Below are 23,153 nucleotides of genomic sequence, written 5' to 3' on the forward strand. Positions count from 1 at the left end.
GAAGTTTACAATCGCTTCGGTTCTAACGGTAGGGCTTATCGCTCGTGAGGGAACCCGAGCGGCGGCTGGGAGCCGCAAACGGCGGAAGGCCGCCCGACGGCGTACACGGCGGTAGCGCCGTCGGGCGGCCTTCCAGTCAGTGGCCAGGGGGCTTGGACCCGCTTGTGCCGCGGGCCTGTGCCGCGGAGTGCGGCGATCTCAGGCCTGCGCGCCGGCGGCCTCCTCCTCGGCGATCTTGCGCTTGATCTCGTCCATGTCGAGCTCGCGGACCTGGGTGATCAGCGAGTCCAGGGCGGGGGCGGGCAGGGCGCCGGCCTCGCGGTAGACGAGCACGTCGTCGCGGAACACCATGAGGGTTGGGATCGAGGAGATGCCCAGGGCGCCGGCGAGCTCCTGCTCGGCCTCGGTGTCGACCTTGGCGAAGGTGACGTCCGGGTTGTTCTCGGCAGCCTTCTCGAAGATCGGCGCGAAGCGGCGGCAGGGGCCGCACCAGGAGGCCCAGAAGTCGACGAGGGTGATGCCCTCGCCGCGTACGGTCTGGTTGAACTCGGCGCCGGTGATGTCTTTGGGGGCCATGAGGCTTCCTTCCCACTCGGATGACTGGCGGTGTTGCCCGCCGGCGCCTGGGACAACCGTCCTAGATGCCGAGGTATTCCGGCGGCGTGTCCCTCCCCCTCGCCGAGATCGGTAGAAGTTACGTACCGAGATCGGTAGATCTTACGTACCGAGGTCGGTAGATCTTACGCGGCACGTGGTGCCCGACATACGCAGCGCTCGCGCCCCCCATCCCGACGACGTCGGAAACGCGAAGGCACCTCCCCGGTCCCGCCCAGGCCGCCTGCCTACCGTTCATCGGCGAACGCTGGTTCTGACGATGCCAGGAGGCACTATGTCCACCATCACCTACCGCCCCTACGCACCCCGGGACGCCGAGGGAGTCATGGCGATCCTCCTCGACGCCTTCAACATCCGGCGCTATGCGCCGCGCCCACACCTCGAGCGCTCCGCCGCGGAAGTGTTCCTGTCCGAATGCCTGCTCGCCTCCACCTACGCGCAGGTCGCCGTCGCCACCGACGACGCCCCGGACGACGACGAGGCGCCCGGCACCGAGCGGATCATGGGCGTGATCATGGGCCGGGTGGAGGATGAGACGCCACTCCCCTGCCGGCCTCTCGCACGCGCCGATATGCTCGCCAGCCTGACCTGGCTGGCAACGGTGGGAATGCCGCAACGCGGCCTGCTCATGCAGGCGCTGAACCTCAAGCACCGTTATGCCGAGCTGTGCCAGGACGTCCTGGACACCGGGGTTGCCGCCCTGACCGACGAGGTCACGCTGCTCGCGGTGCACTCCGCCTGCCGGGGACAGGGCGTGGGCAGCCGTCTGTACGACGGCTTCATGGAGCACCTGCGCGAACACGGCCGCACCGACTTCTTCCTACGCGCCGATTCGTTGTGCGACTACGAGTTCTGCGAGAGCCGCGGGATGGCGCGCGCCGCCGCACGAGAACAGCAGCTCGACGTTCCCGGGCTGCCAAGGCGAGTCGGCGCGTACCTGTACGCCGGCGAGGTGCCGGAGGCAGCACCGGCTTCCGCGTGAGTGGCGGAGGCCGCCCAGACAGCGGTCGCCCCAGCCACTTCTACCGACCTCGGTACGTAAGATCTACCGACCTCGGTACGTAAGATCTACCGACCTCGGCGGAGTTCGGCGGCTACGAGTTCGGCGAGCTGGACGGCGTTGAGGGCGGCGCCCTTGCGCAGGTTGTCACCCACCGCGAACAGCGCGATGCCGTGGCCGTCGTCCCAGGCGCCGTCGGCGCGCACCCGGCCCACGAAGGTGCCGTCGCGGCCGGCGGACTTCAGAGGGCTGGGCACCTCCTCGTAGGTGACGCCGGGAGCGGCGCGCAGCAGCTCGATGGCCCGCTCGGGGCTGAGGGGGCGCTCGAACTCGGCGCTCACGCTCACGCCGTGCCCGGAGAACACCGGGATCCGCACGCAGGTGCCGGACACGCGCAGGTCCGGGATTCCCAGGATCTTGCGGGACTCGTTGCGCAGCTTCTGCTCCTCGTCGGTCTCCCCGGTCCCGTCGCCGGCGTCGTTCCCGGCCCAGGCGACGGCGTTGAAGGCGATGGTGTCCACGTACACGTTCGGCTCGGGGAAGGTGACGGCCCGGCCGTCCAGGGCGAGGCCCTCGATCTCCTGCCCCTGCTCGACGACGCCGCGCACCTGCCCGGCCAGCTCGGCGACCCCGGCGCGCCCGGAGCCGGACACGGCCTGGTAGGTGGAGGCGACCAGCCGCCGGAGCCCGGCCTCATCGTGCAGCACCTTCAGGGCCGGCATGATCGCCATGGTGGTGCAGTTGGGGTTGGCGATGATCCCCTTGGGGCGGTCGGCCAGCGCCTCCGGGTTGACCTCGGCGACCACCAGCGGCACGTCGGGGTCGCGGCGCCAGGCGGAGGAGTTGTCCACCACGACGGCGCCGGCGGCGGCGAAGCGGGGCGCGTACTCGCGCGAGGCGGCCCCACCGGCGGAGAAGATGGCCACGTCAATGCCGGTCAGGTCCGCGGTGGCCACGTCCTCCACCTCAATGCGGGCGCCGCGGAACTCCGCCACGGTGCCGGCGGAGCGGGCGGAGGAGAACAGGCGCAGGCTGCGGGCGGGGAAGTCGCGCTGGGCGAGCATGGTGAGCATGACTCGGCCGACCTGGCCGGTGGCGCCGACGACGGCGACGTTCACGCCGTCTGCGGGGCCGGCGTACCCACCGACTCCCCCGGGGGACGCGGCCGTCGGGGAAGCGTCCACGTGCTGGTTGTTCTGGTTGCTCATCGTCCGGTACCTCCGTAGACGACCGCCTCGGCGGCCTCGGCATCGAGGCCGAAGGCGGAGTGGACGGCGCGCACGGCCTCGTCGAGTACGGCGTCGTCCACCACCACCGAGATGCGGATCTCGGAGGTGGAAATCATGTCGATGTTGATCCCGGCATCGCTCAGGGCACCGAATAGCTTGGCGGACACGCCCGGGTGGGAGCGCATGCCGGCGCCGACCAGGGAGAGCTTGCCGATGTTGGGGTTGAAGTGCAGGGATTTGAAGCCGAGCTCGTCCTGGGCGGCCTCGAGGGCGGCGCGGGCCGCCGCAGAGTCGCCGTCGGGGCAGGTGAAGGAGATGTTGGTCAGGCCGGTGCCCTCGGCGGACACGTCCTGGACGATCATGTCGATGTTGGTGTCGGCGCGGGCCACGATCTCGAAGATGCGGGCGGCGGCGCCGGGGATGTCGGGCACGCCGACCAGGGTGATCTTGTCCTGGCTGCGGTCGTGGGCGATACCGGAAATGACGGGGGCTTCCACGTGATCCTCCTTGGCGGACGGGTGCGGGCGGGCCTGGGCGCGGGCGTTGACGGCGCGAGTGTGGGCGGCGCCGACGGAGGCTCCGTCGGGCGGCTGGGAACCGGTGGGGGCGACGACGCGGCCGGTGACGGCGTCCATGGCCGGCGCCGGGGTGGTGCCAGCCGGCGGGGCGGGCGTGGGGGCGGAGGGGGCATCGTCGTCGGCCCCGGGGACCAGGGGCGGAATGAAGGCGCCCTCGCGGCGGCCGTCGTAGATCCAGGTGCCGGTCTTGTCGGAGAAGGAGGAGCGCACGTGCAGGGGCACGCCGAAGCGGCGGGCGTACTCCACCGCGCGCAGGTGCAGGATCTTGGCGCCGTTGGCGGCCATCTCCAGGGTCTCCTCGCTGGAGATGGCTTCGACCCGGCGGGCGCTGGGGACGATGCGCGGGTCGGCGGTGAACAGTCCGTCGACGTCGGTGTAGATCTCGCAGACGTCGGCGTTCAGGGCGGCGGCGAGGGCGACGGCGGTGGTGTCGGAGCCGCCGCGGCCCAGGGTGGTGACGTCCTCGACCTCGTTGATGCCCTGGAAGCCGGCGACGACGGCGACCGCCCCCATCTGTACGGCACGGGCGACGCGCTCGGGGATGACGCCGACGATGCTGGCGCGCCCGTACTTGGAGTCGGTGAGCACGCCGGCCTGGGCGCCGGTGTAGGCGCGGGCGGGCACGCCCAGTTCGCCGATGGCCATGGCCAGCAGCGCCATGGAGATGCGCTCGCCGGCGGACAGGAGGATGTCCATCTCGCGGGCGGGCGGCTTGGTGGAGACGGCGCCGGCCATGTCCAGCAGGTCGTCGGTGGTGTCACCCATGGCGGAGACGACCACCACCACGGTGTTGCCCGCCTTGCGGGTGGCGACGACGCGCCTGGCGACGCGGCGGATCGCCTCGACGTCGCTGACGGATGAGCCTCCGTATTTCTGCACGACCAGTGCCATGTGGGGGTTCCTGCCGTTGTGCTGCCGGTTGGTCGTTGCCGACGCCGAAGCAGCGGGTGGCCCCGCATGACGGGGGCGTCCCGGCGTCCTCGGCGTGGCGTCGGGGCTAAGCATACGGCCCGTGTGTTACGGCGGCTTACGGCGACCGCCAGGTGGGCGCGGGCAGATGCCCGATCCCGGACGGGCGCCACTTTGATCCTGGCCGGGGTTGCGTCACGGGGAGGACACGCCTAAAGTCGCCGCATGGCGAGCGTTACGGTTTCGTCATTATCCCTGTTAGTTCCTGAAAGGGCTGGTTCATGGTCGACGGCGGCGCTGGGCGCGAGGCAGCGGGTGGTGACGACGGCGTTCGGCGGGACCGCTCCGCATCCGTGGTGGGTGGGGACGTCCCGGCGCCTCCTCCGCCCTCGCCTCCACCAGGTCCTTCGCCGGAGCCGGCGCGGGGTCGGCATGCCGCTGCGCCGCAGAGTGCGTATGGGGTGATGCCGACTGCGGACAACGACTCGAGCCAGCCGGCATCGGCGGCTGGTGCTGGCGTGCCCGCCGGGTCTGTGCAGGGGTATGGGTTTGTGGTGCCTGCGTCAGCACCTGCATCCGCGCCCGCGCCTGTGTCTGCGTTAGCAGCGCCCCCGCTTGGGAGTGTGAGTGCGCCCGGTCCCGCGGGCGCGGATCATGTCTTGTCGGTTTTGGATGTGCCGGCGGAGTGGTGGGAGCGGGCGCTGGAGGGCTGGCGGGGCTGGTGGGCGCACCATGCGGGTTTCGCACGCGCGGTGGTGCGGGCTCAGCGAGTGGTATCCACCGTGGCGCTGGTGCTGGGTGTGATCGCGCTGGTGGTGGTGCCGCGCCTGGCGATCGGGTTGGTGCCCGCGCTGTTCATGACCGGCTGCCTGCTGGTGGTGGGGCTGCTGGCGCGCACCCGCACCGTGGGCCTGCGGCCGCTGTTGCTGCTGATGGGCATCAGCGTGCCCTGGTCACTACTGATAGCCCACGCCACCCGGGCGATCGGTGAGTCGATCGGATTGTCCACCACCGATGACGGCGCCCGCATCGCACTGGCGGCTTTCGTTGAGGAGCCGGGCAAACTGCTGTCACTGCTGCTTCTGGCGGTGGTGGCGCCGGGCCGGATCAGACGCCTGGCGGCGGTGGACTGGGCGCTGCTGGGGTTCGCTACCGGGGCGGGCTTCACCATCGCCGAGGACGGCGCCCGCCGCCTGGCGCCGCCGGGCATGCTCGCCGAGCTGCTGGGTGAGAACCGGCTCCACTACTCGCTGAACCCGTGGACATCCGGGGCGTTCCAACTGTCTGGGGGCAGTTGGGCCGAACAGATTCTGGGTATCGACGCCGCTCCCGCAGGGCCGATGACCACCGGTCATCAGGTCCCCACCATGGGCGTGGCCATGGGCGTCGCCCTGGGCCTGGCCCTGTGGCGCACCGCAAAACCCTGGTGGCGCGCCGTCGCCTGGCTACCGCCAGCAGCGATGCTGACGATGGCGATAGTGGATCATGCCTGCTACAACGCCACCGTCGGCTGGTCCGGCTGGGCCGACCAGGACACCGCCATCCCCACCTGGATACGCCTGGCCTGGCAGGTGCGCGGGCAGGGCCACACCCAGATCGCCGTCTCCGTGGCCTTGTTCATCACCTGCATGCTGGTCGACGCCCGCCGCCGCCACCGCGCCGGCGTGTCCGGCGACGTCGCCCTGGAGGCCCCCAAGGCGCCCGGTCTGCCCATGACCGGTGCTCCCGCTGCTCTGCGGGTGCCGGTGCAGGCCGTGGTGTGGCTGGCCGCCTATACCTGGTCCGACCTGGTGGTCATCGCCGCCGCCTACGGGGACCGGACCCTGACCCGCAGGGCGCGCATGGCCGAGGGCCGCGCCATGGGCGCCCAGGTGCGCGGGGTGCGACAGGACGCCATGACCGTGACCACCCCCGGGCACCGAACCGGCCGCGCGCAACACCTTCCGCCTCATCTCCCTCGCAGTCGCAGCGGTGATGGTGGCGGTGTGCTGGTGGTACGGCACCGCCCTCGCCCAGCACATCGGCTCCTGGCTGCGACAGGAGGACTGGCCCTACTTCTTCGCCGGCCTGCTGGACGGGCTCGCGCAGTGGTGGGACTCCCTGGGCCTGCCCGGTCAGATCCTGGTCACCGCCCTCGCCGTCCTCTTCTTGACTTGGGGCGGTCTGTCGGTAGCCACCGCACTCGGGGCCGTCGGCGTGGGCACCTGGGCCCTATCCCACGGGCGCGGCATCGCCACCTTCCTCCAAGACCCCGCCACCGCCACACGCTCCTACGCCACCAACGCCACCTGGGAGCAGGTACTGCTCGACGGACTTGACTTCGCCCTGACCTTCATACCCGGCTCCGCCCTCGGACTCGGAACCCGCAAAGCCGCCCGCACCGCAGCCGAAAACGTCGCCCTCACCCGCGCCGCCGCCCGCACCAGTGCCGAAAGCCTCGCCCTCACCCGCGCCGTCCGCCGCAACGCCACCGACCTGGCCGAGATCAACCGTCTCTTCGCCCAGCGCGACGCCGCCAGGGCCGCCCGCCAGGCAGCCGAGAAGCGCCTCAGGGACGCCATGCCACCCGGCTACGACATGACGGATTTTAACGCTAAGAAAATCAAGACGACACTCAGGAATCTAAAGAAATCTGGGTACAGCGACACCCAAATCAAGACGCTTCGTAATACCGCAAAGCAGGCCACTGAGGCGCGGCCAGCGGAGCGGCGTATTGCCGAGTACATCGGCGAGCGGGGCGGGGAGCAGGCACTTGCGCGCCGCGGGTACGACATCCCGGAGTCCTTCCACTCCACCGGGCCCGGCACGCCCGGTCCCGGCAGTCACCGGCTGGACGGCATGGGGGTAAAGCCCGACGGCAGCGAGATCGTCTTCCCCGAGTACAAGGGCGGCACCGCCAAGGTATCCACCACCAAGGTCCCCACACGCTTCGAGGGCCCCGCCGCGCAGGCCACGCCGGCCTACGTGCGTGACCGCATGCTGAGCGATCCCCGCGTAGCCCAGTACTTCCACGACAATCCCCAAGTCTGGCAGTCCGTAAAGGAAGGACGCACCAGGCTCCTGATCGAGGTGTACTCAACCCCCGCACCCGGATACGCCCAGGCCAGCGCCAAGACTTACTTCACCCTCACACCCCAGGTCATCCAGGCCATGGAGGAGGCCATCGCAGCCCTATAGCATCACGACCAGCCACCACAACACGACATCCAACCCGGCAAGGGAGACCACAAGCATGACCGAGATGAAAATACTTCCCGTCGAGCGCGCCATCGAGTGGATCCGCGCCTGGGCCGAACTCGACTGGCCCATCACCTGGGAGACCGCCTACACCACCCGCGACAAACTCGGCTGGACACCCAACCCACATGACCCCGAACTATTCGCCACAGAACTCACTGTCGGAGATCGGGGAGGATACATCACCAGCTACCATGAAACAGTTGGAGGTGCGGCGATACCTCTAACATCATTTAATGCACTGGGCGAGCACGACGACACATGGGTTGCCAACGTGTGGACAGCGTTTGAACTTTACGCGAAAACGCTGACGGAGCTTTACGGTAATGGAAAACAGACCGGGGATCGCACCGGCGTTGTTCAGACAGACTGGGTACTCCCCACCGGAGTCACCATTAGCCTAATAGGTTCGTCAGAGGGAATCGACGCAGATATAGACTCGCCCGCTATCACCTCGATTGATCAACGGGAACTGGCCTATATCGAGGAGTACGGTGAGGACTATGTCAACGACTGAACCCGACACCTCGGAGGCGCCACCGCCAGCGTCAACCCGAACCACCACACGGACGCGCCGCTACGCAGCATGCGCATCCTCCCGGTCGAGCGCGCCGTCGAGTGGATCCGTGCCTGGACCGAGCTTGACTGGCCCATCACCTGGGAGACCGCCTACGCCACCCGCGACAAACTCGGCTGGACACCCAACCCCGAAGACCCCGAGCTATTCACCACCGAACTCACCGTCAACCAAGACGGGGGATACCTCAGCACACTCGACGACGCCTGTAGCGGCCTCTCGATCCCGCTCTGCTCCCGTAACCTGTCGGCCGAACCAAACACTCCTTGGACGACTTCCCTGTGGCTGGCTCACGATGCCATCGCCGACGCACTCACAAAGCTTTACGGCACCGGCAAGCAGACCGGCGACCGAAGCGACGTCCTCCAAACCGACTGGATACTCAGCAACCAAGTCACCGTAAGCCTAGTAGCCTCAGACAAGTCCATGAGCGTCATGCTGGACTCCCCCGAAGTCACCGCGATTGATCAATGGGATGCCTACTACGTCGAGAAGTACGGTGAGGACTATGTCGATGACTGAATCCGGCAGCTCACCCGACGACACCACCGCCAGCATTGTCCCGGGTCACCACGGGGATGGGCTGCCGCAGACTGTGCGTATCCTCCCGGTCGAGCGCGCCATCGAGTGGATCCGCGCCTGGGCCGAGCTTGACTGGCCCATCACCTGGGAGACCGCCTACGCCACCCGCGACAAACTCGGCTGGACACCCGCCCCCGAAGACCCCGAGCTATTCACCACAGAACTCACCGTCAACCAAGACGGAGGGTACCTGATACGACTGGACGGCCGGTGCAGCGAGGTGTCGATAACGCTTTGCTCCCGTAACCTATCAGCCGAGCCGAACACTCCTTGGACGACTTCCCTGTGCCAGACATACGATGCCATCGCTAACGCACTCACAGCACTGCACGGACCCGGCGAACAAACCGGCAACAGAACCAACGTTCTTCAGACCGACTGGATACTCAGCAACCAAGTCACCGTAACTCTAATCACATCAGGCAAAATCATGCGGGCCATCTTGAAATCCCCCGAAGTCACCGCGATCGATCAATGGGATGCGTACTTTGTTGAGAAGTACGGTGCGGACTATGTCGATGACTGACCCCGGCACCGCCCCCGGCAACGCCACCGCCAGCATTCGCCCGAGTCACCACGGGGATGGGCTGCCGCAGACTGTGCGTATCCTCCCGGTCGAGCGCGCAATCGAGTGGATTCGCGCCTGGGCCGAGCTCGACTGGCCCATCACCTGGGAGACCGCCTACGCCACCCGCGACAAACACTGCCGGCCGCTATGCAAGTTATTCGCGCACACGCCACGCAGGTGACGTATGGACAGATGCGACGCATTATCTAGGCAGCTTTGGATTGCACGCACCGAAGTAGCAACCAACCCGAAAGGGGTGCTCTCATTGCCCCGGCGGGCACAGATATGGACTGCCATGAATGACCCAGCCGACCCCGAAGCTTCCTACCGACACAGAACCTATCTGAAGATCGCCTGCATCCGCCATGTGCAGCACATCTGGGAGCGAGTACTTCCAGGGCATGGCGGTATCGAGGAAATGCTGGCCCTGACACAGCAGCTCATTGACCGGCAGGTCGACCCAGAAACCGCGGAGCGGGCGAGCGATTCCTTCCTGAGTTCGGTGACCTCCAAGTACGGAGCAATCGAGAGGAACTACCCGGCGATGATGATCGCCGACGCGGCTCGTAACACCGTACTGTCAGCGTGCGAAAGGAATCCGGACTACGACACCGCCGAAGCCAACGAACAGGACGACGACGAGCTGCTACCAGATGCTCTAGAGACAAGTTACGCGTACGCAAGCGCCGCCGCAGGAGGCCTGAACTGGCAACCCGCAGACCAAATCAACGTCAACGCCCGCCGCGCCTTCTGGACCTGGTACCTGGACCATGCCATCCCTTGGGCGCTCACTATGTGAATGCAGCTCGGCGGTCAAGCACCCGGAGTGGCACTAAAGTCGGCACCTCTACCCCACCAGCTGCGCCATCCAACCACAGCCACCTCCACATAACCGCACATGTCGCCAGCAGGAGCAGACCACCATGACCGAGATGAAAATACTTCCCGTCGAGCGCGCCATCGAGTGGATTCGCGCCTGGGCCGAGCTCGACTGGCCCATCACCTGGGAGACCGCCTACGCCACCCGCGACAAACTCGGCCGGACACCCGCCCCCGACGTATACTCGGGGAGGACTTCCCACTCACCATCAGAATAGTTCCTTAACGTCGCCCCAACAAGAGAGGCGATCATGACAACGTCCCTAACCGTATTCACGCCAGAATCGACCGATCTAACGATCGTTGACCGAACAACATTCACCGGCGCCACACAAGCGAGGTGGCCCGGATGCAGGATCATATACTCTGACGACCATGAGAATAGACACGCCGACTGCTACGCGTACCCCTTTATTGACGGAACGCTAACGGAACTATCCCACTTCCCCGACAGCACAACCATCGCATGCAGGGGCGCATTAGAGGCTCCCGGAATAGCTGAGACGATAGCCTGGATACGTTCTCTCAATCCTGATCCGAATCTTGTTCTGTGGCTCACGGACACATTCTTCACTGGTCACGTCGTCCTCACACCAGGCATCACAGCCGACGAAATTCGCGCCTCGTGGGTAGACCACGCCGAGCACGACCCGACGGTCGAGTACCCGGAGTACTTCGGCAACTAAGCCGGCACCTCCGCCCCACCACCTGCACCCCCATCCACAGACACCTCTGCCTCACCGCACATGGCCTCAGCAGAAGCCGCCCACCATGACCGAGATAAAAATACTTCCCGTCGAGCGCGCCATCGAGTGGATCCGCGCCTGGGCCGAGCTCGACTGGCCCATCACCTGGGAGACCGCCTACGCCACCCGCGACAAACTCGGCTGGCCAAGTGCTCCCGGCGGCTTATTCACTAAAGTACCCGCCCCCGTAGGCCAGGACGACGAAACCGTCTCGTACTTTCGCACAAGATGTAGTGGTGTTCCGTCGCCCTGGCGTCAACCATTCCTCCGGACCAGGAGAGCATTGAGTGGATTTCCAGGGTCTGGGCAATGTACGATCGTTACGCCCGGTCATTGACATACGTGTACGGCGCCGGCTCTGAGACCGGTAGGCGCAGCGATGTTCTGCGGACCGATTGGTACCTGCCGAATCGAGCAACGATCAGCCTGATAGGCTCCGCCGCAGGTGTGGAAGCCAGACTTTATGCACCGGACTCCACTGAACTCAGTGATTTCGCTTCATCGCAGCCCAAACTTGATGGCAGGGATCCAGTGTGCCCTGAGACCGGATCGGCTGGACCGGAGAGATCCCGCCGCACCGCCACGCAACAAACGCCCAACCAACAGGCGCCAAGCTCCTCCACGCATCGGTACGCATCGGCACGATCCATCCCCATCAGGACGAGCCTCTGCAAACTGTTCGCTCCCAGGCGGGCCCTGCCCGTCGGGAACGCAATGGCATGGATACTGACGTTGGCCGAGCTCGACTGGCCCATCACCTGGGAGACGGCCCGCGCCGTCTGCGACGACCTCCGATGGTTTACCGACCGCAAGGACGCACGGCGATTCAGAACATATCTATCACCCAGACGCGAGTACTACGGCCGCATTCTCGACCTTGACGGCGAGCCGATCGGCGCATCTACCCCTCTCACCCGTCGCAACCCCAGAGGTGACTAAAAGCCAAGGCGTGCTTCTCGGCAGCAGCAGGCCTACAACGGGTACATGGACGCGTTTCACAGGTCCTTCGGCGTGGCCTGGACCAGCAATAGCAACAATAGCAACGGTTCGCAGCGCGGATACACCTGGGCACTACCCGATCACGTCACGGTCAGCCTGCTCGGACCTATCTGGGGCGTCGACTCCATAGTCGGATCACCGGCTTACCAAGACCTGCTCGAACATGAATGGCAACGCCACTCCGATGAATTCGACGTCGCTGACGGATGAGCCTCCGTATTTCTGCACGACCAGTGCCATGTGGGGGTTCCTGCCGTTGTGCTGCCGGTTGGTCGTTGCCGACGCCGAAGCAGCGGGTGGCCCCGCATGACGGGGCGTCCCGGCGTCCTCGGCGTGGCGTCGGGGCTAAGCATACGGCCCGCGTGTTACGGCGGCTTACGGCGACCGCCAGGTGCGAGCGGGGCCGGTGGCGTGGGCGGGCGCATCCGGACGGCGACCTCCGGCCCGCGCCGGCGCCCGCGTTGACGCTCCGCCGCGTTCCACGACCCCGGGCGTCGTTCCACGACCTTGGTGCATGTTTCACGACCCCGGGGTGGTCGTGAAACATGCACCAAGGTCGTGCAACGCCCGGCCGACTCCTGGGTCAGCCCTCTTAGTCCACGCGGCGGCGTCCCTCGAAGGCACACCTACTACCGGTGATCCTGACGTCCCTCCTCGCCCCATCGCACGGTCCACGCGACAGTCGATGGGTCCTCCCGGCCTGTGATGACGTGAACCTTGCCGTTGACGACGCGGCGGAGGGATTTGCGGAGCTCCTGCTGATAGTTCGCCATCGTCTGCTGTGCGGCGGCTTGCCGATCTCGCCTCGCGTGCGGCTGCGCGCCGGGCAGTTCGATGCGCAGCGCTACCGAAAGCCGCTGCGTCTTCACCGCCTTAAGGCATGTCTCCCGCTCGGCGTGTTCGGCGCGGGTCCAGGCATGCAGGCCCGCGAGCGTATCCATGACCTTCTCGGCCACTACGGCGACCAGGTCCTTGGGCGCTATCGCCTCCGGGTAGGCGTAGTCCTTCGCCTCAATGAGCCACAGGTGGTCACCGTCCAAAGCGACGACGTCACAGCCATGGAGCGCCTTGCCGGCGGGGTCCTGGATCTTGCTGAGAGCGTTCCTGAAGTACGGCCATGCGTCGTACTTGCTTACCTCCCAACCGTCCGGGAAGGAGAAGACGGCGCCGTCGACCTCTTACTCCACCATGAGGGGTCACCGATAGAGGTAGCGGGTGGACTGTTCGAGTTCGGCGTCGAGGGCAGTGATGACGGGCAGGTCGTCAAGGTCATCGGCCTGCGTCACGGTCACCGGATCGTCGTTGGCACGGTCGAGCCCGAAGTAGCGGATGTCTGCATCCTCATCCTCGTCGAGCATCTGGAGCTCGCGCGGGAGGAATAGGCTGTGCGTGGGGAGGAAGACCTGGACCCCGCAGCGGGCGAGCCCGGCGATGAGCGGGGCGAGGAGCCGGATGGAAGCGGGGTTGAGATTCGCCTCGGGCTCATCCCAGAACAGGTACCCCTGATCTTTAAGAACCCCGTTGGCGAGGAGCACCTGGATCATGCCGAGCTTGCGGTGCCCCTCGGAGACCAGCGGCGCCTCGAGCTGAACACCTGAATCACCCTCTGTGTCGCGGCGCAGAACGAAGCGCTCATCCCTCACCTCGAAGCGTCCGCCAACGATGTCGCCGATGACGTCCTCAATCTCCGTGTCGGAGCGGTCCTTGAGTCGGGGGCGGTAAAGGAGCGTCGCCAGGTCGTTCCAGGTCTCATCAAAGGGGAGCTCGTAGGTGGCGAAGAGCGAGCGCAGTCCGTGCGCCACTGAAAGGATCTCGTGTGCGGGAATGAAGACCGGGAAGTAGCGGGGGCGGCGTAAGCCGACGTCGAGGAGGACATTGCTGTCACCGGGCATCTCGTCGTCCGAGAACACGTAGACGAGATCGCTTTCGTCGTCCAGCGTGAGGTTAAGACGGGTCGGACCTTGCCCGTGCGTGGTGAGAGAACTGATCGAGTCCACGTTGAAGACACCGCGCAGCTTGCCGGGGAGGTCCCCCGGCCAGTTGTCGGCGCCCGCACCGCGTCGCGCCGGATTCGACTTCTCCGAGGCGACCGCCGTCATGGAGTACAGCAGCTTGAGGAGCATGGACTTGCCGGTGTTGTTCGTACCGACAAAGACGTTGATCTGAGGCGAGAAGGTCAGGTCGGCCGACGCGAAGGGCCCGAAGTTGGTCACGCCTAGGCGTGTGATCGGCTGGTCAACCATGGCTGAATCCTACCGGCGACGCGCGGAAGGCCTGCCATCTCCCGACCCGAGCCGCCCACCACGCGCCGGTCCAGGCGGCAAACTCGCCACTCCATGGCGTAACCGTTACATTATGCCCCATGAGCATTGAGGCGAGCCAGGTCACACGCGTCTTCGGGTCGGCACCGGCCGTGCAGCGGCTGAGCCTGTCCGCGCCGTCCGGCGCCATCACCGGCCTGGTGGGCCCCAACGGGGCGGGCAAGACCACCCTGCTGCTCATGCTGGCGGCCCTACTGCGCCCGGATACGGGCACGATCAAGGTGGCGGGCCTAGATCCGGTCACCCAGCCGCGTCAGGTGCACCAGGCGGTGGGTTGGATGCCGGATGCCTTCGGCACCTGGGACTCGCTGACCTGCACTGAGATTCTGCTGACCTTCGCCGCCGCCCAGGGCCTCGACGACGTGACCGCCCGCGAGCACGCGGCCGACATGCTCGCCCTCGTGCATCTGGAAGACATGGCACGCACCCCGGCGCGCGTGCTGTCGCGTGGGCAGAAGCAGCGCCTGGGCCTGGCGCGAGCACTCGTCCATTCCCCGCAGGTGCTGCTGCTGGATGAGCCGGCTGCCGGCATGGACCCCCGCTCACGCGCCGATCTGCGCGGCATTCTGCGGGACCTGGCCGGCCAGGGGGCGACGGTGCTGATCTCCAGCCACGTGTTGGGCGAGTTGGAGGAGATGGTCGACGGTGTCATCTTCATGTCCCGTGGGCGCGCAGTTGTGCCGCCTGGCGCCAACTCCGCCGACGCCGTCGCGACGGCCTCCAGCCAGGATGCAGGAGCTTCTGGTGCGGAGCCCGGGACCGGGACTGCGGCGGCGGCCGGGGGCGCGGTGCCGGTGCGTCCGACGCCGCTGCGCACCACCTGGCGGATGCGGGCCCTGGACTCCGGGCGCCTGGCCGCGTGGGCGCGCGCGGGAGCGCCGCCGGGCGCCGTCGTCGACCCCGGCGGCTCCGTGCATTTGGAAGTGCCCGACGACGCCGCTGCAGCACGCATACTGCGGCTGGCCGTTGAGGACGGAGTCGAGGTGGTGTCCTTCGCTCCGGTGACCGGTGCGCTGGAGGCGGCGTACCTCGTAATGGAGGAGGAGCGGGCATGAGTCTGCGGGGAGTTCACACCGTGATGGTGCTGGAGTTGCGGCAGCGAGTGCGGTCGACCCGCTGGTGGGTGATGCTGCTGGTGTGGGCGCTGGTGCTCGTGGTGCTGTTCGTGGGCATGACGGGGCTGTCCGTCTCCGCGGGCATGGAGCGTGAGGAGTTCGCGCCGGTCCTGTACGACGTGGTGCTGTGCTTCGTGCTCGGGATCGGGCTGGTAGTGGCACCCACGCTGTCGGCCACGTCCATCAACGGGGACCGCGCCGACGCGACCCTGGCGCTGTTGCAGGCGACGGCGTTGCGCAGTTGGGAGATCGCCGTCGGGAAGCTGCTGGCGGCGTTGGTGGCAGCCATGGCCTTCCTGGTGGTGGCGCTGCCGTTCCTGCTGATACTGGCGGCGGTGGGAGGGGCGACCCTGCCGGCGCTGCTGGGCCACCTGATACTGCTGGTGGTAACGCTGGGATCGGTGTGCGGCATCGGCCTGGGCTTCTCCGCGTTGACGGCACGCACCTCGGCGTCGGCGGTGCTGACTTACCTGGTGGTGGCGGCGCTGGCGGTCGGTACGCCGCTCGCTCTGGCGATCGCCACTCCCCTGGTGCAGGAGCAGCAGGAACAGATCATTTACAGCATCGACTATGACGCCTCCACGGAGGACAAGCTGGTGTGCCGTGAGGATCCCTACAGATACCACACCACGGTCACTCACGCCGAGCGGATCTGGTGGATGCTCATTCCCAATCCATTCGTGGCACTGGGAGACGTCTCCGCCCGCGCGCCGCTGGACCACTATGACTCCGAGAGCTTGCTGGAGGGGCTCGGCCGAGGAATGGACGCAATGCGCGACCCGCAGTCCTCAGAACCAACGGTCATTGACCACTGCGACGTGCAAACCGAATCCGTCAACGACGACGGGTACTCGCACGACTGGTCGCGCGTCGACCACGTGGCGTTTTGGCCGGCTAGCGCGGCGCTGCTGTTGCTGCTCGGCGCGGGCGGCGCCTGGGCCGCGGCCCGCCGCCTGCGGGTCCCGGCGGGTCCGCTCCCCCGCGGCATCCGCCTGGCGTGAGTCGTCGGGCCTGAGTCTGCCCGCCGCCCTCCCGCACCGAGATCGGCCGATCTAACCATCCACTTCGGTCGGATATACCGTCACGGTCGGTCGACACAGCGGCGGCAGGAGTGCTGACGATGTCCTGGGACATGTCATGGGGCGGGGTGGGGTGGGGTGTCTGGTGCGCCGGCTGGGCGTTAACAACGCTACTTAACGCTCTGCTGTATACCTCTGGGGCCTTCAGCAGACGGTTAACTGGCGTTGTTAACGCCGAAGTGGCGTTACAGACGGCGAAGTGGCGTTACAGACGGCCCCGCTCCCGGGCGCCGGAGCTATCGGCAGCCAGGTGCAGCCAGGCCTGGCGTTCTGGCGTGGCGAGCCGGCCCAGCTCACCACGCCCGGCTCATCGCGTCCCTCACCCCGCAAGACGCCGACCACCACACCCACCAGCACCAAGAGCCAACCCGGAGATCGCCTGGCGGGGGACTGTCCGAGGACGACGGCTAGCCACCGCCAACGCGCCCCTGCCCGTCGGACAACGCCGACGACGTCCTCGCCGGCCCGAAAACGTCCTCGTACGCCGAGTACGACCCCACCGGCCCGACACCGACCTCACCACCCCAACTACGACCACCGCGAACACCGCATCCCGGACCGAAGCCACCACGCCGGAAGCACCACACCCTCAAACCGGAAGAGCCAATTAATCGGCACCTCTACCCCACTGCCTGCACCACCCATCCACAGACACCCCCACCTCACTGCACACAACCCCAGCAGGAGCCGACCACCACGACCGAGATGAAAACACTTCCCGCAGAGCGCGCCGTCGAGTGGAATCGCACCCAGTCCGTCCATGCCGTTCCGCCGCGCCCACAGTGTCACAGACGGTGACAAACGAACCCGAAACTCCCGCCCACTACTCACAAAACGCTGGAATCATGCGGCTGCTGGAACCAATCCGCGCTGCAGGTCCCACGTTCGTCATCATTTCTGACACTACTGACCACAGAACGCCCCGCTCTCAGCTCTCATTGTCGCCCCCCTTGCCCAGCGGACGTGGGTCGTACAGGTCGTCAAGGTCATGGCCTACACCCTCGCCCTCTGTCGGCGAGACGCCTAGCGCCCGCGCGCCGTCATCCGGCCTCGGCGCGGGGAACCGGCGGTTCACTCCAAGATGTCGTCCTGGCGCACCTCTCGCTCACCGAGCTCCTCGGCCAGCGTGACTCGCACGGCCGACAGCACCGCGATCGCCGGGCAATCGCCGTCCGCCATCTCCGGCAGCACCCCGGCGCTGAGATTAATGGTGACGTCTTGCGGGGTCTCCCGCAGCTCCACGGATACGCCCTCGCATGTGGGCGAGCCGCCGACAAAGCTCACCTCCACCGTCGTCGGGTCGATCAGACTCCACGAGTCCCACTGGATTCGCGACGGCGAAACCAGGTCGTCGCGGGGTGTGAGCAGCTCCCCCTCAGCGATCGCATCGCTGGAGGGCGCCGGCGTCGCGACGGAATCCCCGGGAGCAGCACCGCCGGACCCCTGCGGACCCGCTGTGGCCGTCCCCGAGCCGCCCGACGACGTCGAAGTCGAGCACCCCGTCAGAACCGGAATCCCGATGGCGGCGGCACCGGCAAGCAGTACCGCCCGGAGGCCGGTACGTCTTCCAACAACATGCATGACTATCCCCTCCCGCGCCCAGGGGCCCTTCGACTTTGAGTCGACGTCGTTCACGTTCAGGGTACCCGGCAATTGACGATTGGGGTGGGCGCTGACCGGGAGGAGCTGCGGCCGAATCCGCGCCTCGGCTCGGGCCCGCCGTCGCTCAGCTCTCCTCGTCAACCCGGCGGCGCCCCTCAAAGGCGCGCCCGAGGGTGACCTCATCCGCGTACTCCAGGTCGCTGCCCACCGGCAGGCCGGAGGCGAGTCGCGAGACGGGAACCGCCATGGTGCGCAGCATGCGCGTGAGATAAGCGGCGGTCGCCTCGCCGACCACGTCGGGGTCGGTGGCGATGATGACCTCCTCCACCGCGCCGTCCCCCACCCGGGCGAACAGCTCGCGGATGCGCAGGTCGTCCGGGCCGACCCCGTTGATCGGGTCGATGGCACCGCCCAGCACGTGGTACAGACCCCGGTACTCGCGGGTGCGCTCAATGGCGACGACGTCCTTGGGCTCCTCCACCACGCAGATGACCCGCCGGTCGCGCCTCGGGTCGCGGCAGACGGTGCACTGCTCGGATTCGGCCACGTTCCCGCAGGTCTGACAGAACCGCACGCGGGACTTCACGGCCCGCAGCGCCTCCACCAGCCGCTCCACGCTGCCGGCGTCCGCGGACAGGATGTGGAAGGCGAGCCGCTGGGCGGACTTGGGGCCAATGCCGGGCAGTTCGCCGAACTGGTCGACGAGGTCCTGAAGTGCGCCTTCGTAGGCTGCGGGCAAGGTCAGTGTCCTTCCTGGGTCACGGTGACTTCCTCCAAAACAGTGGCGCCGAGGAGACGCTTAACGACCTCAAGGCCGACGACGCCGGCCTCCTCGGCGTCCTCATCGTCCTCGCTGGGCAGGTCGTCCTCGAGGGCAGGACGCGCGGGCGCCGATGCGTCACCATCGCCGTGATGGTGGCGGGCACCCCTGGCTGCGGCCCTGGCGGCCGCCTGTGCGGCGGCCAGCCGCGCGGACCCGGTACGCGGACCATCATCGGCGGGACCCTCGGGGTCACCGGGCTCCTCAGGCACCGGCACGCCGTCGGAGAAGGTCGATTCCGGGGCATCCCAGGCCACCGGAGCCAGGCCGTGCGTCCGGGCGGGCTCCGGGCCGACGGCGGGTGCCGGATCGGCGGAGCCCGACGGCGCACCAGCGGTCCCCTCCGGACTCCGGGCGGGCTCGACGGCGTCGGGCGATTCCGCAGCAGCCGGCGTGCGCGACGGCTCGGGTATCTCCGGCAGCGGGCGCAACCGGTGGACAGTTGCCAGCGGGGTGGCCTCGGCGTCGGGGGTATCGCCGGGTCCGGCTGCGGGCTCAGGCGCGGGGTCCGCGCCGGATGCGTCGGCGTCGGCGTCGGGAGCAGACTCGTCCGCCTCAACCGGAACGGGATCGGCTGGCGCCGGGGGTGTCGAACCGGCCGGGATCGCGCCGCCGACTGCGACCGGGGCGGCCTCCGCGGGCGTCGACGGCGGCCGCACCTGTGGGCTCTCCTGCCCCTGGTCGGTGGCAGAACCGGCCGACCGGGCCTGCTCGGGGGAGGTCGGGGGGACGGAGGCGTCGGGGCCGGCGAAGTCCACCGGTGGGGGGATCGAAGCATTTGCTGCGGCCACGGCCTGCTCCCGGGCGGCGTGGCGGGCCCCGGGGACGGCGACCTCCCCCCAGCCGTCGTCACCGGAAGGAGCCGGAGCTGTCGGCGTCGGCGCAGACCCGCCCGCGGCGCCGCCGCTGTTCTGCGCGCCCCCGGGGGCGCGCATGCCGCCGTCGGGGCCCGGCCCCGCGCCGGTGCCGCGGTCTCCGGCCGAGGCGTACCTTGCCGTGTCCGCACCGTGGGGATTCGCGGCTGGGCCGGGACGCGCACCGAAGCCGCCGACGTCGGGCCTGCCCGGGCGAGCACCACCCGGACCGCCGGAGCCTCCGCGTGGGCCGCCAGGCCCGCCGCCCGGGCCGACGAGCACCGCGTGGACTTCCAGGTTCAGCCCCAGCGCCTGGTGGATCGCCTGGGCGAGCACCGGACCGTGTCCGCCGTTCTCAAAGGCGTTGACCAGGCCTTGCGCGGTGAAGATGACCTGGAAGACACCGCCACTGATCCCGCCGGGCTGGGAGTTGGGACCCACCAGCGCCCAGGTGGCCCGCCGCGAGCGCTTGGCGGCGTCCAGCACCTCCTCCCAGCGGGCCCGGATCATCTCGGCGTCGGCGGCGCCCGCGGATGCGGCCGGACCCGCCTGCCCCGCGGCGGCCGGGCCGGACGGGTGGGACGGCGCCCCACCCGATGCGGCGGGCTGCGACCGACTCGGCGCTTCGGTGGATGCCGGGTGCGGCGGCTGCCCGGCGGGCGCGGCCTGCTGCGGCGGGGCGGCGCCCGGGGCCGACGCCGGGGCCGCGTGCTGCTGTGCCGCGCCGGCGGGCGCAGGAGTCGGGGTCGCGCGCGGCGGCACCGAGGCGGAGCCGCGAGATGCGTCCGGCCGCCCGGACGCGGCAGTGGGCGCGGTGGCGGGCGGGGCGGGCTGCGGCGTCGGCCTGGCGGCGGACGCACCTGCAGGCAGGAGCAGGCGCGCCATGAGCAGCTCCAGCTGCAGCCGGGGGGAGGTGGCGCCCACCATCTGGTCCAGGGCCTGGGCAGTCACGTCCGCCGCCCGAGACAGCGCGGCCGCACCGATCGTGCGCGCCTGCGTCTCCATGCGGGACAGCTCATCGGCGGGCAGGGAGCCGAGTGCGGGCCCGGCCTCGCTGCCCGCGAGCGCGATCACCAGCAGGTCCCGCAGCCGCTGCAGCAGGTCCTCGACGAAGCGCCGGGGGTCATGCCCGGAGGTGACCACGCGGTCCACCACCCGGAACACGCCGGCGCCGTCGGCTGCGGCAACCGCATCCACGCAAGAGTCCAGCAGGGTGGTGTCCGTGTAGCCGAGCAGGGCGACGGCGCGCTGGTAGTCGACCTCGCCGTCGACGGCGCCGCCGATCAGCTGGTCCATGACCGACAGGGTGTCGCGCACACTGCCGCCACCCGCGCGCACCACCAGCGGAAACACGCCCGGCCCTACACCGATGCCCTCCGCCTGGCACAGGCGCCCGAGGTAGTCCTCCAGGATGTCCGGCGGGACGAGCCGGAAGGGGTAGTGGTGGGTGCGGGAGCGAATGGTGCCGATGACCTTGTCCGGCTCGGTGGTGGCGAAGATGAACTTCACGTGCTCGGGCGGCTCCTCGACCAGCTTGAGCAGGGCGTTGAAGCCCTGCGGGGTGACCATGTGGGCCTCGTCGAGGATGAAGATCTTGTAGCGGTCCCGGGCGGGCGCGAAAGAGGCGCGCTCACGCAGGTCGCGGGCGTCGTCGACGCCGTTGTGGCTGGCGGCGTCGATCTCGACGACGTCGAGCGAGCCCGGGCCGCCGGTGGCAAGGTCCCGGCAGGAGGGGCACTGCCCGCAGGGGGTGTCGGTGGGGAACTGCTCGCAGTTCAGGCAGCGGGCCAGGATGCGGGCGGAGGTGGTCTTGCCGCAGCCCCGCGGGCCGGAGAAGAGGTAGGCGTGGGTGACGCGGTCGGCGCTCAGGGCCGCCATGAGCGGAGCGGTCACGTGCTCCTGCCCGATGACGTCCTGGAAGGTGTCGGGCCGGTAGCGGCGGTAGAGGGCGGTGGTCACGGTCCGACTCTAAACGGGAGGACCGACACGATGCGACGCCTGGACGTTGCCAATCGCTCAACCGCCCGGCGGGCGGTGCGCACAGGCCCCGTGCACCCGCCAGAGCCTCGCCACTTGCCGGGCACCCGCGGCCCGGTTGCAAGGGACCCCCCGTGCACCCGCCAGAGCCTGCTTACCCTTGCTACCTTCCGGTCCTGGGGGATTCACTGGATGACGCCGCACGAGGGGCCGGATCAGAGCGTACCCGATGAGGCCCGGCGGCGGTCAAGTCCCGTTGTCTAGGTTGAAGTGCAACGCCTGGGGTTGGTGGTTTTGATTGTATGTTGGGTCAGGGCTTGTTGGTGGGCTTCGGCTGGTGTGTGGTAGCCCAGGACCCGTAGGGGGCGGTTGTTGATCTCGGTGGTTATGTCGGCTAGTTCCGTTGGGTCCAGGTGGGTGATGTCGGTGCCTTTGGGCAGGTAGCGGCGAAGCACGCCGTTGCGGTTCTCGTTGGTGCCCCGCTGCCAGGAGCTGTAGGGGTCGGCGAAGTAGGTCAGTACCCCGTGGGATTCCACCAGGGTGTGGTGGGCAGCGAATTCACTACCATTGTCGTAGGTGATCGTCCTGCGCATATGGGTGGGCAGGCCATCGAGCAGGCGGGTCTGGGCGGCGGAAGTGGCGGCGGCGGTCTTGTCCGGCAGCAGGGCGGTGAGCATGAACCGGGTGGCCCGGTCCACCAGGGTGTGGATGACCCCATGCTTGCAGATCACAGAGTCGGCCTCCCAGTGACCCGCCTGGGAGCGCTCATCCGCTGTCTTGGGCCGGTGGCTGACACCCACGCGCAGACGGATCGGGGAGCCAACCGTCCTGCGCCCGCCGGTGTGGCGGCGGCGCCGGTGAGCCCTGGCCAGGTAGCCGGACAGGCCGGCGGCCCGATCCTGGGTGACGTAGATCCAGGCGTAGATGGTCTCCGGGCAGGCCCGCATCCGCTCATCATCGGGGTGGTCCAGCCTCAGGCGGCCGCTGATCACCAGCGGGCTCCACCCCCGGCGCAGCCGCTCGGTTACATAGGCGACCAGGGGGTCATGACTCATGCGTGCACGCCGGCCGTGGTGGCGTGAGCGCGCAGCCGCCTCGGCGCGGGAGGCCACATATGCCCGCCCGGTCCACCAGTCGGTCTTCAACCTGGCGGGCCGGTAGGGCCTGTAGGCCTGGGCCAGGTGGGAGGGCCGCCAGGAGTTGCGGGCCACCTCCCGACTGATAGTCGCCGGGCTGCGGCCCAGCGCGGTGGCGATCTGCCGCAGCGAATGAGTGGGGAGCATCGCCTGAATCACATCACGCTCCTCACCGCTCAAGTGCCGGTATCCTCTACACACGGTGCAGCACCGTTCCTCTCCAAAGCCAACGGATTCCTCACAGAACCCAGGCTAGTAGGCACGGTGTTGCACTTCTTCATAGACAACGGGAGTCCGCCTCCCCCACCGCCTCTGCGGTTGCATCCGAGG

Annotated in this window: 20 protein-coding genes and 1 other RNA gene; 11 read left to right on the top strand and 10 right to left on the bottom strand. The window is 68.2% G+C overall.

Annotated features, from left to right (window positions below; all coding sequences use genetic code 11):
• Window positions 1-198: 198 nt before the first annotated feature.
• On the bottom strand, window positions 199-576 hold the full coding sequence (gene trxA, locus E4J16_RS14260; protein WP_136314398.1) for a thioredoxin: 378 nt from the start codon (window positions 574-576) through the stop codon (window positions 199-201).
• A gap of 313 nt (window positions 577-889) precedes the next feature.
• Here trxA and E4J16_RS14265 point away from each other — a divergent pair, with 313 nt between their 5' ends.
• Window positions 890-1,597 (top strand): GNAT family N-acetyltransferase, encoded by a 708-nt coding sequence (locus tag E4J16_RS14265; RefSeq protein ID WP_168709524.1) that lies wholly within the window; start codon window positions 890-892, stop codon window positions 1,595-1,597.
• Window positions 1,598-1,683: 86 nt separating this feature from the next.
• Here the strand turns inward: E4J16_RS14265 and E4J16_RS14270 are convergent, their stop codons facing one another.
• Together E4J16_RS14270 and E4J16_RS14275 are read right to left on the bottom strand one after the other, a co-directional pair.
• The gene (locus E4J16_RS14270; protein WP_136314400.1) at window positions 1,684-2,823 is read right to left on the bottom strand and encodes an aspartate-semialdehyde dehydrogenase; all 1,140 of its coding nucleotides are present in this window, start codon (window positions 2,821-2,823) and stop codon (window positions 1,684-1,686) included.
• Window positions 2,820-4,313, bottom strand: a complete 1,494-nt coding sequence (locus E4J16_RS14275; protein WP_136191945.1) for an aspartate kinase — start codon at window positions 4,311-4,313, stop codon at window positions 2,820-2,822. The genes E4J16_RS14270 and E4J16_RS14275 overlap by 4 nt, the downstream gene beginning before the upstream one ends.
• A 677-nt stretch (window positions 4,314-4,990) precedes the next feature.
• Here E4J16_RS14275 and E4J16_RS14280 point away from each other — a divergent pair.
• The 8 genes from E4J16_RS14280 to E4J16_RS14310 all read left to right on the top strand — a co-directional run bounded on the left by E4J16_RS14280 (window position 4,991) and on the right by E4J16_RS14310 (window position 10,860).
• A complete protein-coding gene (locus tag E4J16_RS14280) occupies window positions 4,991-6,649 on the top strand; it encodes a hypothetical protein (RefSeq protein WP_136314401.1) in 1,659 nt (552 codons plus the stop codon).
• Between the two features lie 914 nt (window positions 6,650-7,563).
• Window positions 7,564-8,085 carry a DUF6301 family protein gene (locus E4J16_RS14285; protein WP_136314402.1) on the top strand — a complete coding sequence of 174 codons (522 nt, stop codon included), beginning with the start codon at window positions 7,564-7,566 and terminating at the stop codon, window positions 8,083-8,085.
• 69 nt (window positions 8,086-8,154) lie between these two features.
• Entirely contained in the window at window positions 8,155-8,667 is a 513-nt protein-coding gene (locus tag E4J16_RS14290) for a DUF6301 family protein (RefSeq protein ID WP_136314403.1), read from the top strand.
• A complete protein-coding gene (locus tag E4J16_RS14295; protein ID WP_136314404.1) occupies window positions 8,654-9,253 on the top strand; it encodes a DUF6301 family protein in 600 nt (199 codons plus the stop codon). The genes E4J16_RS14290 and E4J16_RS14295 overlap by 14 nt, the downstream gene beginning before the upstream one ends.
• Window positions 9,240-9,476, top strand: coding sequence for a hypothetical protein (locus tag E4J16_RS14300; protein WP_136314405.1), 237 nt, complete (start codon window positions 9,240-9,242; stop codon window positions 9,474-9,476). The genes E4J16_RS14295 and E4J16_RS14300 overlap by 14 nt, the downstream gene beginning before the upstream one ends.
• A gap of 3 nt (window positions 9,477-9,479) precedes the next feature.
• Window positions 9,480-10,094 carry an Imm5 family immunity protein gene (locus E4J16_RS14305; protein ID WP_136314406.1) on the top strand — a complete coding sequence of 205 codons (615 nt, stop codon included), beginning with the start codon at window positions 9,480-9,482 and terminating at the stop codon, window positions 10,092-10,094.
• 124 nt (window positions 10,095-10,218) lie between these two features.
• Window positions 10,219-10,392, top strand: coding sequence for a hypothetical protein (locus E4J16_RS15220; protein ID WP_168709525.1), 174 nt, complete (start codon window positions 10,219-10,221; stop codon window positions 10,390-10,392).
• 33 nt (window positions 10,393-10,425) lie between these two features.
• On the top strand, window positions 10,426-10,860 hold the full coding sequence (locus E4J16_RS14310; RefSeq protein WP_136314407.1) for a hypothetical protein: 435 nt from the start codon (window positions 10,426-10,428) through the stop codon (window positions 10,858-10,860).
• Between the two features lie 1,688 nt (window positions 10,861-12,548).
• On the opposite strand, the gene E4J16_RS14315 is transcribed toward E4J16_RS14310, so the two are convergent.
• Window positions 12,549-12,959 (bottom strand): hypothetical protein, encoded by a 411-nt coding sequence (locus tag E4J16_RS14315; protein WP_136314408.1) that lies wholly within the window; start codon window positions 12,957-12,959, stop codon window positions 12,549-12,551.
• A 156-nt stretch (window positions 12,960-13,115) separates the two neighbouring features.
• Entirely contained in the window at window positions 13,116-14,162 is a 1,047-nt protein-coding gene (locus E4J16_RS14320; protein WP_136314409.1) for an AAA family ATPase, read from the bottom strand.
• A gap of 119 nt (window positions 14,163-14,281) precedes the next feature.
• Here E4J16_RS14320 and E4J16_RS14325 point away from each other — a divergent pair, with 119 nt between their 5' ends.
• Window positions 14,282-15,295, top strand: a complete 1,014-nt coding sequence (locus E4J16_RS14325; RefSeq protein ID WP_136314410.1) for an ABC transporter ATP-binding protein — start codon at window positions 14,282-14,284, stop codon at window positions 15,293-15,295.
• Window positions 15,292-16,356 (top strand): ABC transporter permease, encoded by a 1,065-nt coding sequence (locus E4J16_RS14330; RefSeq protein WP_136191960.1) that lies wholly within the window; start codon window positions 15,292-15,294, stop codon window positions 16,354-16,356. Before E4J16_RS14325 ends, E4J16_RS14330 begins: the two co-directional genes overlap by 4 nt.
• Before the next feature lie 1,149 nt (window positions 16,357-17,505).
• Here E4J16_RS14330 and E4J16_RS14335 read toward each other — a convergent pair.
• The 5 genes from E4J16_RS14335 to E4J16_RS14355 all read right to left on the bottom strand — a co-directional run bounded on the left by E4J16_RS14335 (window position 17,506) and on the right by E4J16_RS14355 (window position 23,003).
• Window positions 17,506-18,069, bottom strand: a complete 564-nt coding sequence (locus tag E4J16_RS14335; RefSeq protein WP_136314411.1) for a hypothetical protein — start codon at window positions 18,067-18,069, stop codon at window positions 17,506-17,508.
• A 91-nt stretch (window positions 18,070-18,160) separates the two neighbouring features.
• Entirely contained in the window at window positions 18,161-18,775 is a 615-nt protein-coding gene (recR, locus tag E4J16_RS14340; RefSeq protein WP_136191966.1) for a recombination mediator RecR, read from the bottom strand.
• Window positions 18,776-18,777: 2 nt separating this feature from the next.
• On the bottom strand, window positions 18,778-21,669 hold the full coding sequence (locus tag E4J16_RS14345; RefSeq protein WP_136314412.1) for a DNA polymerase III subunit gamma and tau: 2,892 nt from the start codon (window positions 21,667-21,669) through the stop codon (window positions 18,778-18,780).
• A gap of 138 nt (window positions 21,670-21,807) precedes the next feature.
• Window positions 21,808-21,902: signal recognition particle sRNA small type (gene ffs, locus E4J16_RS14350), an RNA gene on the bottom strand.
• Between the two features lie 45 nt (window positions 21,903-21,947).
• The gene (locus tag E4J16_RS14355; RefSeq protein WP_204519869.1) at window positions 21,948-23,003 is read right to left on the bottom strand and encodes an IS30 family transposase; all 1,056 of its coding nucleotides are present in this window, start codon (window positions 23,001-23,003) and stop codon (window positions 21,948-21,950) included.
• Between the last annotated feature and the right edge of the window lie 150 nt (window positions 23,004-23,153).

This window comes from Actinomyces procaprae, assembly GCF_004798665.1.
Lineage (GTDB): Bacteria > Actinomycetota > Actinomycetes > Actinomycetales > Actinomycetaceae > Actinomyces > Actinomyces procaprae.